The organism is Flavobacterium sp. CBA20B-1 (assembly GCF_028473145.1).
GTDB lineage: Bacteria > Bacteroidota > Bacteroidia > Flavobacteriales > Flavobacteriaceae > Flavobacterium.
This window is the reverse complement of the sequence record NZ_CP092370.1, coordinates 1350670-1370151: the sequence shown is the minus strand read 5'-3', so window position 1 is coordinate 1370151 and position 19482 is coordinate 1350670. Positions and strand designations below refer to the sequence as shown.

At 37.2% G+C, this 19482-nt stretch carries 10 protein-coding genes; all 10 read left to right on the top strand.

Annotated features, from left to right (window positions below):
- The first annotated feature begins 83 nt into the window (after positions 1–83).
- The 10 genes from MG290_RS06825 to MG290_RS06780 all read left to right on the top strand — a co-directional run bounded on the left by MG290_RS06825 (position 84) and on the right by MG290_RS06780 (position 19471).
- On the top strand, positions 84–7148 hold the full coding sequence (locus MG290_RS06825) for a glycine-rich protein (RefSeq protein ID WP_264563074.1): 7065 nt from the start codon (positions 84–86) through the stop codon (positions 7146–7148).
- A gap of 593 nt (positions 7149–7741) precedes the next feature.
- Positions 7742–11707, top strand: coding sequence for an Ig-like domain-containing protein (locus MG290_RS06820; protein WP_264563073.1), 3966 nt, complete (start codon positions 7742–7744; stop codon positions 11705–11707).
- A 196-nt stretch (positions 11708–11903) separates the two neighbouring features.
- Positions 11904–12902 (top strand): pyruvate dehydrogenase (acetyl-transferring) E1 component subunit alpha, encoded by a 999-nt coding sequence (gene pdhA / locus MG290_RS06815; RefSeq protein ID WP_264563072.1) that lies wholly within the window; start codon positions 11904–11906, stop codon positions 12900–12902.
- A 3-nt stretch (positions 12903–12905) separates the two neighbouring features.
- The gene (locus tag MG290_RS06810) at positions 12906–14603 is read left to right on the top strand and encodes a pyruvate dehydrogenase complex dihydrolipoamide acetyltransferase (protein WP_264563071.1); all 1698 of its coding nucleotides are present in this window, start codon (positions 12906–12908) and stop codon (positions 14601–14603) included.
- A gap of 84 nt (positions 14604–14687) precedes the next feature.
- Positions 14688–14915 carry a hypothetical protein gene (locus tag MG290_RS06805; RefSeq protein WP_264563070.1) on the top strand — a complete coding sequence of 76 codons (228 nt, stop codon included), beginning with the start codon at positions 14688–14690 and terminating at the stop codon, positions 14913–14915.
- A gap of 390 nt (positions 14916–15305) precedes the next feature.
- A complete protein-coding gene (locus tag MG290_RS06800) occupies positions 15306–16250 on the top strand; it encodes a M28 family peptidase (protein ID WP_264563069.1) in 945 nt (314 codons plus the stop codon).
- A gap of 139 nt (positions 16251–16389) precedes the next feature.
- On the top strand, positions 16390–17067 hold the full coding sequence (locus MG290_RS06795; protein WP_264563068.1) for an SDR family NAD(P)-dependent oxidoreductase: 678 nt from the start codon (positions 16390–16392) through the stop codon (positions 17065–17067).
- Positions 17068–17667: a SprT-like domain-containing protein gene (locus MG290_RS06790; RefSeq protein WP_264563067.1), complete on the top strand. Its 600-nt coding sequence runs from the start codon at positions 17068–17070 to the stop codon at positions 17665–17667.
- A 3-nt stretch (positions 17668–17670) separates the two neighbouring features.
- Positions 17671–18744, top strand: coding sequence for a mannose-1-phosphate guanylyltransferase (locus tag MG290_RS06785; protein ID WP_264563066.1), 1074 nt, complete (start codon positions 17671–17673; stop codon positions 18742–18744).
- Positions 18745–18904: 160 nt separating this feature from the next.
- Positions 18905–19471 carry a hypothetical protein gene (locus MG290_RS06780; protein ID WP_264563065.1) on the top strand — a complete coding sequence of 189 codons (567 nt, stop codon included), beginning with the start codon at positions 18905–18907 and terminating at the stop codon, positions 19469–19471.
- The last annotated feature ends 11 nt before the right edge of the window (positions 19472–19482 follow it).

Here is a 19482-nt window from a genome sequence, read left to right as displayed (position 1 = left end):
AAAATACAATTAAGTATTAAAGAATTAAAAAAAAATAATTAAGTTTATCGTTCAAATGACTAATTGTAAATATAGTATAAATTATGAAAAAAATTACACAATTATCCAGGTTTAAAGTGCGGTGGTTAACCACTAAGACCTTGATATTAATGTTACTCGGTATGTTTTTGCCAAGTTTGCAGGTTCATTCTCAAACTTATACATACACAGGTGCGGCTCAAACGGTATCTCTTCCAGCTGGTAATTATGAAATTGAAATGTGGGGAGCTGACGGAGGAGGAACTACTGGAGCAAATTCAAATGCAAGCGTTCCCAAGTTAGGAGGTAAAGGGGGATATGCGAAAGCTACTTTAACACTAACTGCTACAACCACATTGAATATCTATGTAGGTGGAAAAGGAGCTACTGAAGGACTAAATGTTCCCGGTGGATTTAATGGAGGCGGTGCTTCTGGCGGTGGAACAGGTGTTTCAGGCGTTTGCGGAAGTGGTGGTGGTGCCTCAGATATTAGAGTTGGAGGAACAGCCCTAACAAACAGAATAATGGTTGCCGGTGGTGGTGGAGCTGCTGGTTACCAAGAATGTAATGGCTCTGCCAACGCTATTTCAGGTGGTCATGGTGGAGGATTATCAGGAGGAACTCCTATTGCTGGTTCGTATGCTGCTAGGATAGGTCAAGGAGCTACACAAACCGCTGGTGGTGCTGGTGGTTCAGACGCTACCTATTCAGTAGGTGGTGCTGGTGCTTTTGGTATAGGAGGTTCTGGCGGTACTGCCACAAGTGGCGGTAATGGAGCAGGCGGCGGCGGCGGCTGGTATGGTGGCGGTGCTGGTTCGCATGGTTTTTATTGTGCTGGCGGCGGCGGCGGAGGTTCTTCTTATTTAGGAGGTGTAACTGGCGGTGTTACATTTATGTTTGGAGATGCTGGTTTTATGCCTAACCCTGATACTACAGGAAATGGTACTGTTATGATCACTTCATTAGCACCTTGTACTGGTACTCCTAATGCAGGTACAGCAACAGCTTCGCCGAGACCATGTCCAACCCAACCATTTACACTAACAGCTTCAGGAGCTACAAAAGGTGGAAATATTACATATAAATGGCAAAGATCTGATGCTGGTCTTAATAACTTTACAGATATTTCAGGCGCAACATCTTTTATTTATACTGTAACAAACCAAACAGTAAGTAGTGATTACCGCTTTGTTGTTACTTGTACAAATAGCAATGGTGTTAGTACTTCTAATATAGTTACAGTTTCGCAAACAGCTACTACTGCTTTCTACGAAAGTTTTGACGCTGTAGCAACAGGTAGCTCTTCTAACCCAACTGTACCAGAATGTTGGACTTATCTTAACAAAGCATCGTCGGGTTATGGTTATACCACAACTACTGCTGCAAGATCTGGAAAAGGTTTTTATACATATAGACCTAATACAACGGGCGAGATGTTGTTGATTTCACCTCAAACAAACAATCTAGGAAACGGAACGAAACAAGTACGTTTCTGGGCGCGTGTATCATCGACAACTTACGAAACTACACAAAAATTAGGTGTTTACACGATGAGTGACCCTACATCTACAGGAGTTTTATCATTAGTGGAAAACAACATTCCTTTAACAACCACTTGGCAAGAATTTATCGTTCCATTACCTGTAACTACAGACGATTATTTTGCTTTTTCGTTTGATAACCAAAATGGAACCGCATATGTATATCTTGACGATGTGTATTATGAAGATTTATCACCTTGTATTTTCCCTGTCAATTTAGCAGCGAATAACATTACAATCACAGGTGCAACTTTTACTTGGAATCCATCTTTGGCTCCGGGAGTTACCGGTTATGAATGGGAAGTACGTACATCTGGTACACCAGGAACAGCAGGTGCTGTTGCTAGCGGCAGTACTACAGCTCCTTCAACCACAGCCACTACAAATGCCTTATCAGGCGCAACTACCTATTACGTATATGTAAGAGCAGTTTGCGGTGCAAATAAAGGAGTATGGACCACTTTCCCTGTTAAATTCACCACATTGTGTCCAGTTTATACAGCTAATTTCTATGAAAATTTTGATGGTGTTGATACAGGTGGTAGCACAAATCCTACCATTCCAAATTGTTGGACATACCTAAATAAGGCTTCTTCGGGTTACGGTTATACCACAACATCAGCCGGTAGAACAGGTAAAGGTTTTTACACTTACCGCCCTAGCACAAGTAATGAAATGCTATTAATTTCTCCTGAAACGAACAATTTAGGCAATGGTACAAAACAAGTTCGCTTTTGGGCTAGAGTATCCTCTACTTCTTATCAAAGTACCCAGAAACTTGGATTATACACAATGAATAATCCTACTGCTACGGGAACCTTAACTTTGTTAGAGAATAACTTCCCGTTAACAACTACTTGGCAAGAGTTTATTATACCGCTTCCCGCCGGTACCGATGATTATTTTGCTTTTTCATTTGACAGTCAAAACGGTACTGCGTATGTATATGTAGATGATGTGTATTATGAAGATTTGTCTCCATGTATATTTCCTACAAACATCCAAGTGGCAAATATTGCCCAAACATCTGCTACTATTTCATGGAATGCATCATTGGCAGCAGGAGTGACTGGATATGAATATGAAATTCGCACATCAGGTGCTGCTGGTTCAGGCGCTACCGGTTTGGTTCAAACAGGCATCGTAAATGCTCCAGCAACTTCTGTTAATATTTCTGGTTTAAATCATTCTACAAGTTATACGGTATATATACGCAGTAAATGTGGAACTACAGATGGACTTTGGACTTTATTCCCTGTTAAATTCAATACTTTGTGTGGCGTGATTATGGGTTCATTCTTTGAAGGTTTTGAAAATGCGGATATAGGTGGCTCTTCAAATAACACGGTACCGAACTGTTGGACCTATTTAAGAACGGGGTCTAATAGTACCTATCCTTATGGTTATACTGGTACAACGGGTCCAAAAACTGGATCAAAACATTTCTATACCTATCAAGGTTCATCTTATGATGGTGAAGTTACCCTAGTTTCACCAGAAACCGATAATTTAGGTAACGGAACCAAACGCTTACGCTTCTCAGCTCGCTTATACTTTACAGGTAACTACGGTGAAAAATTGAGCATCTATAGTATGAATGGAAACACAGCAAGTGCTACAAAAACATTGATTAAAACCGTTAATGTTTCATCAACAGCTTATCAAGAGTATATTGTTTATTTACCAATTAGTACTACCGATGATTATTTTGCATTTTCTTTTGATAATGAAAGTATGAGTAAATATATCTTTATAGATGATATCTATTACGAAGATGCACCAAGCTGTAGACCAATTGAAGAAAGTACAATTGCAATCTCGAATGTAAGCAAAAACTCATTTGATGTTTCTTGGCAGGATATATACAACCTGAGCCAAATGGCTTATGAAGTGGAAGTACGCACAAGTGGCAATCCAGGAACACCAGGAGCAATTTATAGCACAGTAACAGCTATTGGTGTAACCAATATTACTGTACCTGGATTAGCCCCATCAACAGATTATACAGTTTATGTACGTGCGGTATGTTCGGCAACAGATCAAAGTGATTGGGCAAAAGGACCATCGGTAACTACTTTGTGTAACTACTCGGATTTTGTAACATACACGCCATCGTTGGCATTGTGTGGACCACAAAAAGCGGTGTTAGACGCCACTTTAGTAGATACTACTTTTGAAGCAGCATGGTTTGACAGCGCAACAGATGTAGAACCATTATTTGTGGGATCTAACTTTGTTTCGGAAGACGATGTTACGCAAAACAGAAGTTTCTGGCTACGTAGTCAAAAAATTGTAAGTGGGTCATCCGTACCAGTTGGCAATGGAACCATTGCTGATGGCGCAACATGGAATTTCCTATATAATATCTTTGAAGGGATAAAAACCCAATATATTTATACAGCTGAAGAGTTAATTGCTCAAGGATTGGCAGCGGGACCAATTACGGCACTTAAGTTTGATGTTGCAGCAGTTGGAGCTTACAATCCGCGTTTAAATTTTAGAATTGCAATTACAAATTCATCTCAAACTACAGCTAATTCTAATTTTATACCATATACTTCGTTAACCGAGGTTTATAACAATCCGTCGCAGCCGCTTAATACCGGGGTAATGACCTTTACTTTAAGTACCCCATTTATTTGGGATGGTGCAAGTAGTATAGTGGTGCAGGTTGCAAATGATAATGGTGCTTGGACAAGTCCTAGTGGTAGTGTTAAAGGACACACTACATCTAGCGCTAAAACCACTTATTATTATACAGATGGCGCAGGTATTTCGGGTATTTTAGCACAACCAACAGGAACTGCTACAAATGTACGTGCAAACATTGTATTTGTAGGTAATGCAGGTTGTATATCACCAGCGATAGAAATTCCGGTAACGGTTTCCTTAAAACCGGCATTTGAACTTTCCACAGCGAGCATCACCTCATGTGAAGGTGGTGTATCAGATCCTGTAACCATTACCACCAACTTGGGTAACTACGATACATTTGTATGGACACCAAGTGCAGGAGTAAGCGGTGACGCAGTAAATGGTTGGACTTTCGCTACCAACGTAGAACAAGAATATGTATTATCTGCTACACAATCAAACGGTATTTGTGAACACATTAAAACAGTTCGCGTATATGCAGGTAAAAAACCGGAAGCATTAACCACATTGGCTAGTTCTTACGACATTTGTAAAAACGAAATTCAAGAGTTAGAAGCTTTAGAAAGCATACCTGCTATGGCATCAATAGGTAGTAAATTAACTACCACAGCTGCAACAAGCGAAATATCTGCATTTGTACAAAGTGCAATGTACTCTAAACAACAATATATTTATACAGCTGCAGAATTGATTGCACAAGGTGTAAATACATCAGGATACATTAACAGCTTGTCATTTGAAACTATTAATTCAGGAGCAAGTTTAAGCAACCCAATGTACACGGTGAAAATGATGTTGACACCAAACGCTACGTTTGGTACAACAAACTTTGCTACGGGTAATTTATCAACCGTATATTCGGAAGTGAATCACACACACACCTTCCAAGGTATGCAAACCATACAGTTTGACAGTCCTTTCTATTGGGATGGACAATCAAACATATTGGTAGAAATCACCCAAGAAGGTATGGGTTCAGGCAATAATGCCCAAACCTATTTTACTTCAGTACCAGGTTCTAACGTAGGTATGTATGCAACAAGTGCTACTGATCCAAACCCTACTGCAGGAACACGTACAACCGATCGTTTAGATGTTCAATTTGGTTTAGAACAATCAAGCGTAACGTGGTCGCCAATAAACAATTTATATGTGGATGCGGCAGCAACTGTTCCCTACACAGCAGGTACAAATGCTTTAACGGTTTACACCACATCGGGTGTAGCCATGAATCAAGTGTATAATGCATTGTTAACAGCACCATCGGGTTGTGAAACCACAAAAGCAGTTACCATCAACGTAGCAGACGTGGTAACACCAGTGGTACAAAGCCAAACTTTTTGTCAGGCAACACCGGTAAGTAATGTAGTTGTAACAGGTGGTACAAATGCAACTTTTGAATTTTATAGTTCAGCAACAGCAACAACACCTATCACCAACATTACCCAAACAGGTACGTACTATGTAGAAGCAACCCAAGGTAATTGTAAATCGGTACGTGTGCCATTTACAGCAACGGTAACACCATTGGCACTGCCAACTGCGCAATTCACACAAGTAGTTTGTGGCGGAGGAACAGTATCAGCCTTAATGGCTTCAGGTGTAAGCGGATCTCAAATCAGATGGTATAGTTCAGCAACATCTACTACTCCATTGGCATCTACCACTCCGTTGGTTGATAACACCACTTATTATGCTTCGCAAACGTTAGGAGCATGTGAGTCAGGTAGAATAGCTGTATTGGTTGATATTAACGCAGCACCAGCATCATTAACACCACAAACCATTTCAATATGTGGTACGTTAAATTACGGTAACGTTAATTTAAATCAGATACCGGGTGCGGAATTAGTATGGTATCCATCAGCTACTTCTACAACACCAATACCAAACAATGGACAAATAGTAAACGGAACTTATTATGTTTCTCAGAAAGTAAACGGATGTGAATCATTACGTGTTCAGGTTATTGCAACTGCCCAAGGTAGTGTTCCGGCACCAACTGCAACAATCCAGAATATTTGTGGAGCAGGTACAGTGGCGCAATTAAATGCACAAATTTTACCAAACGCAACAGCAGAGTGGTATAGTAATGCAACAGCGGTAACACCATTGGCAGCCAACACGCCATTAACAAATGGAACTTACTATGTTTCTCAAAGAGTAGGCAACTGCGTATCGGTAAAAGTGCCAGTAGCAGTTCGTTTAATAAGCACAGCTGCTCCGGCAGTAGCTCCAATAACATTATGTGCGGGCTCTACAGTAGGAAGTATCACCTTACCAACACCATCAGGAGTATCATACAGATGGTATGTAAACAGTACTTCAACAGTAGTTTTACCATCAACAGATGTTTTACAATCGGGGTATTACTTTGTGACACGCGTTGAAAACGGATGTGAGTCAGCACGTACACAAGTTCAAATCACCATCAATAGCAGACCAAACAGCCCAACAGGTGCATCGCCTCAAACATTTAACGATACAGACAATGCACAAATAAGCAGTTTGATCATGACCCAACCAAATGTGGTTTGGTATGCAACCTACGATGATGCTATGAAAGGATTGAATCCATTGAACCAAAATATGCCATTGGTTGATCAAACAACTTATTACGCAGTAATTATCGGTTCGAACGGATGTCCAAGTTTACCAACCCCTATAGAAGTTCGTATTTTATTAGGAGTAAACGATTTTGATTTAAGTAAATTAAATTACTATCCAAACCCAGTAAACGATCAATTAACCATCACTTACAGTGAAGTAATCACCAATGTGGAAGTATTTGATTTGAATGGACGATTGGTAATGAAAAATAGTTTTGATAAAGAAACGGTTCAATTAGATTTTAGTAGATTAAGTTCAGGAACTTATATGTTGAATGTTAAAACTAAGGAAAACAGCCAATTTATTAAAATTGTAAAAAAATAGTTTTAAATTAGCCAAAGGGCAATTTCTGCCCTTGGCTAAATTTATCATTAAAATAGAATAATATGATGAGAAAGTATTTAATAATTCTAACATTGTTGTTGCCTTTCATGAATTGGGCCCAACCAATTTCTCCAAATCCTTATGTAAAAGATTGGGAAAATACTACCCAACTTGGTTGGACACAAGTTGTGGGCGCTTTCAATGTGACACCAGAAGCACCTTGTCAAGGGTTAAATTCGATAAGAGCAAAAGTACAAGGTGTCGGTACTTTGAGTAAAGCTGTTTTAAGATCCCCTAGTTTGGGAATAACTTCAGGAGCACTTATAACATTTTCGTACGACTATAAATGGTTGGCTGATAATGGAAATATAAGCGGTAATCCCATTGGGGCTACACTAAATAGTATAAACCTAGAATGGCAGTGGGCAAGTAATCAAGGTGGTCCTTGGTACACCTTTGATGTTGTTGATAGTAATAATCATACTGTCTCGGCTTTTTGTACGACAAGGACAGTCACTTTTTCTGGATATTCTGGTAAAGATTTATATTTAAGAGTAAGTATAACAAATAAATCAGCAAATGGAAACAATTACTTGTATATTGATAATATAAATGCAACCGAAGATTTAGTTCCGCCAACTTGCTATATGCCTTTAAATGTTCGGGTTATAGATAAAACAGATTCAAGTTTTGAGGTGCGTTGGGAAAACCCAACAGGACAAAGTGCTACATCTATTGATTGGGAGGTTCGAATTTCAGGTTTACCTGGTTCTGGACCTAATGGTTTAGTAGGAAGTGGTTCAGAGCCTGGTACATCAACTTCGGTTAATATTGATGTACCTGCTGCAAATCTATTACCTGAAACAGTTTATAAAATCTATTTGAAAACAAGTTGTAGCGCAACAAATGCAAGTTCTTGGATCGGAATAGATGATATTACTTTCTGTAATTCATTCGATATGGATACACAGCAAGTTAATGTATGTGGAATTCAAGAAGTAGATTTGGATTATAATGTACCAGGAACTAAATTTTGGTTTGATGAGGATGATAATCTTGTAGAGCAAGGTGTAAATACATTTACAACTCCTGAAATAACTGAATCTAGAAAGTATGTTGTTTTTTCAGGTACACAAACAACAGCTACTGATCAACAAGAGCTATTGATTGGAAATGGAGTTGCAACAAGTACTACTGTAACGCCTCTTACAGGATCCAAAGCAAATAAAGCGCAATATATTTACCTAGCTAGTGAGTTGAAAGCTGCAGGCTTTAATAAAGGCGTAATTAAAAATTTTGGTTTTAGAACAGGTTTAACAGCTGGTACTTTATTACGCAATAATCTGGCTATTCATATGGGGCATACAAAATTAGAAGAATTTCCATCTAATGATTTTATACCTAATAATGAATTAAAAATTGTGAAGTATGAAGCCAATGAAACACTTGTAGCTGACCAGATAAATTGGTTTAAGCTTGATGAGCCGTTTATTTGGGATGGATATTCTAATATTGTAGTCCAATTCACATATAGTGATATAGCCGGACCCGCTCCTAGCGCAACACCAGTTGTTTGTTCACCTCTAAACGAGCAAAGAAGTTTGTATAGCGGAAATGCTACATTATCTTTAGCGCAAATGTATGCCGAAGTATCTGGTACTAGAAACACAATTCGCATGAATGGCTATTTTAAAATTATAGATGGTTGTTTTGGAGCGATGAGAACTTATGAACTGAATTTCTCTGATGCACCAACTCTAAATCTTTCAGCAGATATTGTTAATAATTGTGCTGGTAGCCCTTTAACAAAATTGTATATTTTGACTGGTGTTAGTGATTATGATACCTATGAATGGACTACAGTTGATCCAAACGATCCAAACGATCCAGCAAATGATCCGAATGATCCAAATAACCCCGCAAACGCAATTCTTGGTGATGAGAATGTAGGTTGGACTTTCAATACAACTATGAATATGACCTATGTGTTAAGAGCTTCTAATACAGGTGGGGATAGATGTGTAATCGAAAAGACTATTTCTGTAGAGAACAATCCTTCTCCTCAAATGTTGCAATTACTGAATAGTTACAGTTTATGTTTTGACGATATTCAAGAATTAAAAGTAGATAATTTAGTTAATGAAACTCCTGTAAGACATTTGTTTAATGGAAACATTAACGGGGTGACTATTAGCAATACCGTATCAGGAGACGCTATTTCTAACGAAACAGCACTTTTTTCTGAAGGTACAGGTAGTTTGAAAATTACACATGCAGCACAAACAAATGCAATTGTTAACTTAGCTTCATCAGTGAATATGAATAACCTTAAATCTATCACGGTTGAGTTTGATCATATTGCTGCTTTACAAGCTGGTACAATAAATGTTCAAGATTATGCGTATTTAGAATATACAACTGATAATGGAGCAACTTGGAAACCGTTTTTACCGGAGCATTATACTGGTTCTGCTAGTACAACTCTTCCAAAACCTGTTGGTAACACTAGTTTGCAAGCTATGTTCTTTACCAAAACATCTTACGCTGATTGGGTAAGTTTCCAACAAGCAACAATCCCTACTAATTCGGCATGGAAATCTGAGAAGTTTACTGTTCCTGCAGCTGATTTTACAGGAGCGGGAACATTCCAAGTTCGCTTTAGAATGGGAGCAGACGGTAATACGCAATTTGCAGGATGGTATATTGATAATGTAAGAATTACACCTATTAGTAACTACCAAGTAACATGGACACCAATTGCTAATTTATATTATGATCAAAACGCAACAGTTCCTTATGATGGTTTAATTAATACTGGAACACTTTATTTGAAAGGTACATCTAATAGTTTAAATGTGCCATATAAGGTGGAAATTGAAAATCAGTATGGATGTACTGTTGAGAAAAACTTTACAGTTAGTATTGGTTTGAAAGAAGCTCCAGTAGTAAATAATATTACAAGTTGTGGTCCTGTTAATGTTGCTAATACAAATTTTGGTAAAAATCCAAACGGCGTATTGACATATTACAGTAGTCAAACATCTAGTACACCTATTACACAGATTACAAATTCAGGTATCTATTATGTAGAACAAGAAATTTCTGGTTGTAAATCAGCAAGAGTACCGTTTACTGTGGTTATTAATCCACCAGCAACTGTACCTGTAGCGCCTGCAAATCAAGCGTTCTGCGGATCAGCTACTGTTAGTAATTTAACATTCAACTCAATTAGTGGCTTAAATATCCAATGGTATACTACTCAAGTAGGAGGAACTCCATTAGCAAGTACAACACCAATTAATAATGGTATTTACTACGGTGAGTTTACAAATGGTTCTTGTACATCATCAGCTCGTGTAGCTGTAAATGTAACAGTGGGAGTTACTCCTTCGGCTATTTCTTTAAGTAATGTATATATATGCGGTACTTCAACAATATCTAGCATTGCTGTTACATCTTCACCAGGAGCAACGGTAAATTGGTACCAAAATGTAAATGATGTTACACCGTTGGCAAACTCAACAGTATTGACAACTGGTACGTATTACATCGCACAAAAAATAGGAAACTGTGAGTCTTCTAGATCTGCGGTAGTGGTGTCAACCGTGCAAAACCTGACCATGCCAACAGCAAATACAACACAAACATTTTGTGGAAACGCTACTGTTGGAAGTTTAATGGCTTCACCAACAACAGTGGGAGCAAATGTATACTGGTATGGCTTTAGTACATCAGATACACCATTATCTAATACCACACCATTGGTAACAGGTACTTACTACGTGGGTCAATCAGTTGGTGACTGTGACTCTCCTAAACGTGCTGTAAGTGTTAAGATTTTAAGTGTTAATGCACCGGTTATCAACCCAATTACTATTTGTGGGGATGCTACTGTTTCATCTTTACCTTTAAGTTCTGGTACTGGAATCAGTTATAAAGTATTTGATAATGCATTTGCAACTACAGAAATGGGGCAAAATGATGTAATCACAACAGGTACTTATTACATTTCTAAAATCGATAATGGTTGTGAATCAGCTAAAGCAACAGTATATATAACTGTAAATGCTCGACCTAATGCTCCAACTGGTAACATCAATCAAACATTCCCTAATTATGCGGAAGTAAAAGATTTAAAAGCAAATGAGCCGAATGTGGTTTGGTTTGATTCGTATAATGATGCAATCAATTTTACAAATCCTTTACCAACTTATCAACCATTAGTAGATAACAAAACGTATTACGGAGTGCTTGTTGGTCCAGCTAACTGTCCAAGTTTACCACTTCCTGTAACCGTGAAGATTAGTTTAGGATTAAACGATCTAGACTTAGCTTCATTGAGATACTATCCAAACCCTGTAGATTCAGAGTTGAATATATCTTACAAAGAGGCAATTCAGTCAGTAGAGGTTTACGATTTGTTAGGTAAACAAATCAAAACACAAAAATTTGATGCAAACGATGTGAAGATAGATGTATCTAATCTTTCAGCCGGAACCTATATGATAAAAGTTCATACAAACACCGGTTCACAATTTATTAAAATCATCAAAAAATAAATTTTCTAAACGAGGAGCAATTGCTCCTCGTTTTTTTTAAACCCCAAAATAGGACATTGTTCTGTTTTGGGGTTTAATAATTTTTAGACTTTAACTAAAAATAACTCAATTTATTTTCAGATATACGTTTGTTGTCTTATTTTTGCTTATTGCCAAATTAACAAAATCAGCAATTGGTAATTAATTATCTAACGTTATGAAAGAAATTACTAAAGAAGTATATTTAAAGTGGTATGAAGACATGCAGTTTTGGCGCAAGTTCGAAGATAAATTAGCAGCTTTATACATTCAGCAAAAAGTACGCGGTTTTTTGCACCTATACAATGGACAGGAAGCAGTTTTGGCTGGTGCCTTACACGCAATGGATTTATCAAAAGATAAAATGATAACTGCATACCGCAACCACGTGCAACCAATTGGTATGGGAGTTGATCCTCGCAGAGTAATGGCCGAACTATTAGGAAAAGCAACCGGAACCTCTCAAGGTTTAGGTGGTTCTATGCACATTTTTTCAAAAGAGCATGGTTTTTACGGTGGTCACGGAATTGTAGGGGCACAGATTCCCGTTGGGGCAGGTATGGCGTTTGCCGAAAAATATCTAGAAACCGGCGGTGTATCATTAACTTATTTTGGAGATGGTGCCGCACGTCAAGGATCATTGCACGAAGCATTTAATATGGCAATGCTGTGGAAACTTCCAGTAGTTTTTATTTGTGAGAATAATGGTTATGCAATGGGAACATCGGTTGAGCGTACTGCAAACCATACCGATGTTTGGAAATTAGGTTTAGGATACGAAATGCCTTCTTATGCAGTGGACGGTATGAACCCTGTAAAAGTAGCCGAAGCAATGTTCGATGCTATGGAAAGAGCACGTAGAGGCGAAGGACCAACTTTCTTAGAAATGAAAACGTATCGCTACCGCGGACACTCAATGAGTGACGCGCAACATTACCGCACAAAAGAAGAAGTAGAAGAATACAAAAAAATAGATCCAATTACTCAAGTTTTAAACGTTATTAAAGAGAATAATTGGGCAACCGACGAAGAAATCGAAACAATAGACAATCGCGTACGTGATTTAGTTTCAGAATGTGAAAAATTTGCAGAAGAATCTCCATATCCTGAAACAAACGTAATGTATGATGTAGTTTACGATCAAGAAAATTATCCGTTCATTCCTCATAAATTATAAAAAATGGCTGAAATTATTACAATGCCTCGTTTAAGCGATACCATGACAGAAGGTACCGTGGCATCTTGGTTAAAAAAAGTGGGAGATAAAATTTCTGAAGGTGATATTTTAGCAGAGATTGAAACCGATAAAGCTACAATGGAATTTGAGTCGTTTCACCAAGGAACCCTTTTGTATATTGGTGTTCAAGAAGGCGAAACTGCTGCTGTTGATAGTGTGTTGGCAATTATCGGGAAAGAAGGTGAAGATTACAAATCTTTATTAGAAGGATCTACTTCTGAGGGGAAAAAAAATGAACCATCTGATACTAAAGAAGAAAAGTCAGGAGAATCTGATTCAAAAGCTGATACATCTGATAAAGAGGAAGTAAAAGAAGAGGAAACTGCTTCAGAAGTTCCAGACAATGTGAGCGTTGTAACTATGCCTCGTTTAAGTGATACAATGACAGAAGGTACCGTTGCATCATGGTTGAAAAAAGTAGGTGATGAAGTAAAAGAAGGAGATATTTTGGCTGAAATCGAAACAGATAAAGCCACAATGGAATTTGAATCTTTTTATGCAGGAACTTTGTTGCACATTGGTATTCAAGAAGGCGAATCGGCACCTGTTGACAGTGTGTTAGCCATTATTGGTCCTGCAGGAACCGATGTTTCTGGTATTTTGTCTGGAGGATCAAAACCAAAAGCAAAATCCGAATCTAAAAAAGAAGAATCATCAGAAGATAAATCAGGAAGTAAAAAAGAATCAAATTCAGCTGAAATAAAAGAAGAATCGGCTAAAACAGAAACTTCATCGGCAACAAATGATTCAAACCGTATTTTTGCTTCGCCCTTGGCTAAAAAAATTGCTCAAGATAAAGGCATTAATCTTTCAGAAGTGAAGGGTTCTGGAGAAAACGGACGCATCGTTAAAAGCGATGTAGAAAACTTTACTCCATCTGCTAAAACTGCATCAACAGAAACAAAATCAGAAGAAAAAGTTTCGTCAACTTCAGCTCCAAAAGCAGTTCCAACAGGTGAAGTTTTTGCAGAAGAAGTTAAAAACTCTCAAATGCGTAAGACCATCGCACGTCGTTTGGCTGAATCTAAATTTACGGCACCGCATTACTATTTAACAATTGAAGTAAATATGGACAATGCAATGGAATCACGTACCCTGATTAATTCATTGCCAGATACCAAAGTTTCGTTCAACGATATGGTTGTGAAGGCTTGTGCAATGGCGCTGAAAAAGCATCCAAAAGTAAATTCACAGTGGACAGAAGCGGCAACAATCGTTAACCACCATGTGAATATTGGCGTTGCAGTTGCTGTGGAAGATGGATTGGTAGTGCCGGTTGTAAACCATACCGATTTGTTGAGCTTAACCCAAATTGGTAGTTCAATTAAAGATTTGGCAGGCAAAGCACGTAGCAAAAAATTGCAACCTAAAGAAATGGAAGGGTCAACTTTTACCGTTTCTAATTTAGGAATGTTTGGTATCGAAGAATTTACATCGATTATCAATCAACCAAATTCTGCAATTTTATCGGTAGGTGCAATTATTGAAAAACCTGTTGTGAAGAACGGTCAAATTGTAGTGGGTAATACTATGAAAGTTACTTTGGCATGCGACCACAGAACGGTTGATGGTGCTACAGGAGCAGAATTTTTACAAACATTGAAACATTTTATTGAAAATCCGGTTACCATGCTGGCTTAATCCATAGAATAGTATTTATATAAACCCGTTTTGATTTTTCAGAACGGGTTTTTTTGTATATTTGTTATAGTAAAAGTTATATTTATGGACACAATTGTTTTAAAAAATAGAATACATTCTTTTGTAGAAAAAGCAGATGAACGAATTTTGTCTATTGTAAACAGTGTTTTTGAAAACTATTACAATAAAGAAATTGTTGCTTATCATCCAGATGGAAAGCCAATGACAAGAGAAGAATATAAAGAAGCCCTTTTAAATGCTGAAAAACAGATTTCCGAAGGAGATTTTATTGATGTTGAAGAAATGGAATAAACAAGGACAGTAAAAGTTAAGCGAATTGTTTGGGTTAGGCAAGCAAAAGAAGCTCTTTCTGAAATTTTAGATTATAGATATTCTAGTATACCTTCAGCTTATGAAATAGTTAGAAAAGAAATTATAAGTGCCTCTAAAAATATGGTGTTTTCTGAAAAATATCAGCAAGATGAAATTTTTTCTGAATATCGAAGAATTATCATAAGAGATTATAAAATTTTGTACAAAGAAAAGGTAGGAGTCGTTTATATTCTTAATATAGTTTGCACGAAAGCTGGATAACAAATACAAAAAAACTTAAAAAACATTCTTCATAGAATAGTATTTATATAAACCCGTTTTGATTTTTCAGAACGGGTTTTTTTGTATTTTTGTTTAAAACATACAAAAATGAGAAAAATTCTTTTGTTTACAGCTTTGTCTTTATCGTTAGTTGCCTGTAAATCGAATCAAAATGCCCAAGTTTCAGCCTATCAAGTGAAAGAAGCAGATGTGGCTGCCACTTTAAAATATTTAACTTCTGATGAATTAGAAGGAAGAGATTCAAACTCTGAAGGAATTTTAAAAGCAGCAAATTATTTAGAAGAAATCCTTAAAAAATCCAATGTTAAACCGTATTTTTCTACTTATAAAGATACACTTTCCAACTATGACAATTCGTTTAATGTGGTAGGATACATCGAAGGAAACGATCCAAAACTGAAAAATGAGTTTGTGATTTTGGGAGCACATTATGATCATATTGGCATTACAGAAAAAGGTTTTGAAGGTGATTATATCAACAACGGTGCTAATGACAATGCTTCGGGAACTACTGTTTTATCGGAAGTGGCAAAATATCTGGCTGCATCAAAAAACTGTAAACGCAGTGTGTTGATTGTGTTCTTTTCTGCCGAAGAAAAAGGTTTGTTGGGATCGAAACATTTGGCTAAAAAGTTAAAAAAACAAAACATGAATATTTACAGCATGTTGAATTTTGAAATGGTAGGTGTTCCAATGAGTTATGATTTTAAATTGTTTTTAACAGGATATACCAAATCAAACATGGCGGCAAAGTTAAATGAATACGCAAGCAGCATGATTGTGGGAATGTCAGACGGGGCAGAGCAATACAATTTGTTTGCAGCATCAGACAATTATCCGTTCTATGAAGAATTTAAAATTCCTGCGCATACCGTTTCTGCATTTGATTTTTCAAACTTCAATTACTACCACCATCCAAAAGATGAATTTCAAGCGATGGATACCGCATTTATGACCGCCATTGCGCAAGATATGCTTCCGGTGGTATCAAAAATGATCAACGCAGAAACCAAAGAAATAAAAATGAATTAGGCTGATAAGTCATAAAGTTAAATGTCAAAAGTCGTAAAGTCAAAACTTTATAATGAAAATATATAGTAGTTGTCATTCCAAACGAAGTGAGGAATCTAAACAAATAAACGATTAAACACATTAACAATCGAACAAAAAAATGAAAACTATCATAATAACAGGAACAAGTCGTGGAATAGGAGCAGAGTTAGTGAAACAATTCGCTGCCGAAGGGCATACGGTTATTTCCCTTTCACGAAACAGTAATCCGGAACTTGAAAACCTGCCGAATGTACACTACCAATCGGTCGATTTAAGTAACGATGCTTCTGTAGCTACATTTGCAATAGCATTGAAAAATCAGTTTAAAAACATCGATATTTTAATTCACAATGCAGGTGCCATTATCAACAAACCATTCGCTGAAATTTCTTCTGCCGATTTTGAATATGTTTACAAAGTAAATGTTTTTGGTGTTGCAGCGTTAAACCGTGCCGTTTTACCTTTAATGAACAAAGGCAGCCATGTAGTTACCATTAGCAGCATGGGCGGTGTGCAAGGCAGCTCTAAATTTCCTGGTTTGGCGGCATATAGTTCCAGCAAAGGAGCAGTAATTACCTTAAGCGAATTATTGGCAGAGGAATACAAAGAGCAAGGTGTTGCGTTTAATGTTTTAGCGTTGGGCGCCGTACAAACCGAGATGCTTCAAGAGGCATTCCCGGGATATCAGGCAAATGTTTATCCGAATGAAATGGCGCTTTACATTAAAGATTTTGCCTTAAACGGAAATCGCTTTTTTAATGGAAAAGTTTTAGAAGTTTCATCAACTACCCCATAATTGAAAGAAGTCTTAACGAAATATATCCCCGAAAATGCCGTTGATGCGGTATATGAATTAATAAAAACCTATCGTGTGCATTTTAAAATTGTAAATGAGCGCGTTACCCGTCATGGAGATTATAGAAAAAATCCCGATGGATCGCACCAAATTACGGTAAATGCAACGCTGAATAAGTATCGTTTTTTAATAACAACCATACACGAAATTGCCCATTTAGTTGCATTTCAAAAATACGGACGATTCATTAAACCACACGGTTTAGAATGGAAACACACTTTTCGTTTGCTAATGATGCCTTTTATCAATCCATTGGTTTTTCCTGTTGAAGTATTGCCTTTTTTGGTAAATCATTTTAAAAATCCATCGGCAAGTAGCGACACAGATGCGCTTTTGTCTATGCAATTGAAAAAGTACGATGCGCCTACGAACAAAGTTTTTGTAGATGAATTGCCTTTGGGAAGTGTGTTTCAAATTGAAAACGGACGTGTGTTTAAAAAAGGAAAATTGCGTGTAAAACTGTTTGAATGTACCGATTTAGAAAATAACAAAGTATATTTGTTTAAACCGAATATGCAGGTTGAACTTTTGAATAGCTAATCAATGAATAAAAATTATTACGCCGTATTAATGGCAGGTGGCGTGGGATCGCGTTTTTGGCCTGTAAGTACCCCCGAATTTCCTAAACAGTTCCACGATATGTTGGGAACAGGCGAAACCTTGGTGCAGAAAACATTTACCCGTTTAAGCCGTTTAATACCAAAAGAAAATATTTTAATATTAACCAACGATAAATATTGCGACATTTTAAAAGAACAATTGCCCATGATTACCAACGAGCAAATTGTTTTAGAACCCGAAATGCGCAATACCGCACCGTGTATTTTATATGCTTCGCTAAAAATTAAAAAGAAAAACCCCAATGCTTTGATGATTGTGGCTCCGTCTGACCATTGGATTGAAGACGAAGTGCAGTTTGCAGCCAATTTGCAGCGTGCGTTTGATGCGTGCGAAGCCGATCAGGTGTTAATGACTTTAGGAATTATTCCAACGTTTCCAAATACCGGTTATGGTTATATTGAATACAATAAATTAGATACCCGCCAAGTAAAAAAAGTGGTGCAATTTCGTGAGAAGCCCGATTATCAAACGGCTAAAACGTTTATACAACGCAGGAATTTTCTGTGGAATTCGGGAATTTTCGTTTGGAATGTGCAAGCTATTTTAACTGCTTTTGAGAAATTTCAACCCGAAATGGTGCAGTTGTTTCAATCGGGGTTTGAACAGTTCAACAACTCCAACGAGCAAGAATTCATTATAGAAAATTACCACAAGGCGGCAAACATTTCTATCGATTATGCCGTGATGGAAAAAGCAGATAATGTTTTTGTATTACCTGCCACTTTTGATTGGAACGATTTAGGCACATGGGGTTCTTTATACGACAAGTTGCCAAAGGATACCTGTGATAACGCAGTGGTAAACGGAAATTTGTTTGTGGAAAACGCTACCAATAATATCGTACGGACCAATTCAAACAAATTGGTGGTAATAGGTGGTTTAGACGATTTTATTATTGTAGATAAAGATGATGTTTTGCTGATTTATCCTAAAAAGAAAGAACAAGAAATAAAACAAATAGTAGCAAAAATAAACGAAAACAAAGCGGACACTTAGTCCGTTTTTTTATTTGTTAAAAATGTGAATTGTGGTTGCTGATACTTAACGATATACCTTCTATTATAGAAAAAAGATGATTTATTTATGTAAAATTTAGAAATTATTTACATCAAAATACTATATTTGTGTTACTAACATTTTAAAAAACTACACAAATATGCAAGAAATTATTACATCTATACAAAATTGGATGGCTTTGCGGTCGCAACCAGACCAATTAGTAGAATTGTTTAATCATTCATCAGGGTTTGAACTAGACATGAGCCTATTTCCCCAACACCAGCCCTTGCACGCATATGCAGCGGTGAAAGACAATGGAGCATTTGGTTTTTATGTGATTTCTCAAGTAAACGATGTAAATTCACCAGATGAAGTGTTAAGCGCCAATTGTTTTTGGTGTGGTTGTGAGGGGTTGAAGAGTCAGGAAATAACCGAAGCAGTTGCTTTAGCACGTATTGATTTATGGCAAACCGATTACCCGGAATGGATTCCTGAGGTTGTGACTACACCTTTTGGTATTTATGAAACATTTTTTATACCTACAGAAGATTTACAGCCACAAACATATAGTGTGTCTTTTGCTTTAAAAGCCGACGCAGTCAATCCGAGTGGGAAAGTAGCCGACCTTATTTTAAACAACGGCGCAGGTGTATATTATGATACTATCCATGGAGAACCTCCCTACAGAAATCGTTCCAACTATTATATTTTAGATTTATTGTAAATTATTTTAAA

Coding starts and splice junctions, on each gene's coding strand:
- MG290_RS06825 (WP_264563074.1), top strand. CDS start 84: ATGAAAAAAATTACACAATTATCCAGGTTTAAAGTGCGGTGGTTAACC.
- pdhA (WP_264563072.1), top strand. CDS start 11,904: ATGAAAGAAATTACTAAAGAAGTATATTTAAAGTGGTATGAAGACATG.
- MG290_RS06810 (WP_264563071.1), top strand. CDS start 12,906: ATGGCTGAAATTATTACAATGCCTCGTTTAAGCGATACCATGACAGAA.
- MG290_RS06805 (WP_264563070.1), top strand. CDS start 14,688: ATGGACACAATTGTTTTAAAAAATAGAATACATTCTTTTGTAGAAAAA.
- MG290_RS06800 (WP_264563069.1), top strand. CDS start 15,306: ATGAGAAAAATTCTTTTGTTTACAGCTTTGTCTTTATCGTTAGTTGCC.
- MG290_RS06795 (WP_264563068.1), top strand. CDS start 16,390: ATGAAAACTATCATAATAACAGGAACAAGTCGTGGAATAGGAGCAGAG.
- MG290_RS06785 (WP_264563066.1), top strand. CDS start 17,671: ATGAATAAAAATTATTACGCCGTATTAATGGCAGGTGGCGTGGGATCG.
- MG290_RS06780 (WP_264563065.1), top strand. CDS start 18,905: ATGCAAGAAATTATTACATCTATACAAAATTGGATGGCTTTGCGGTCG.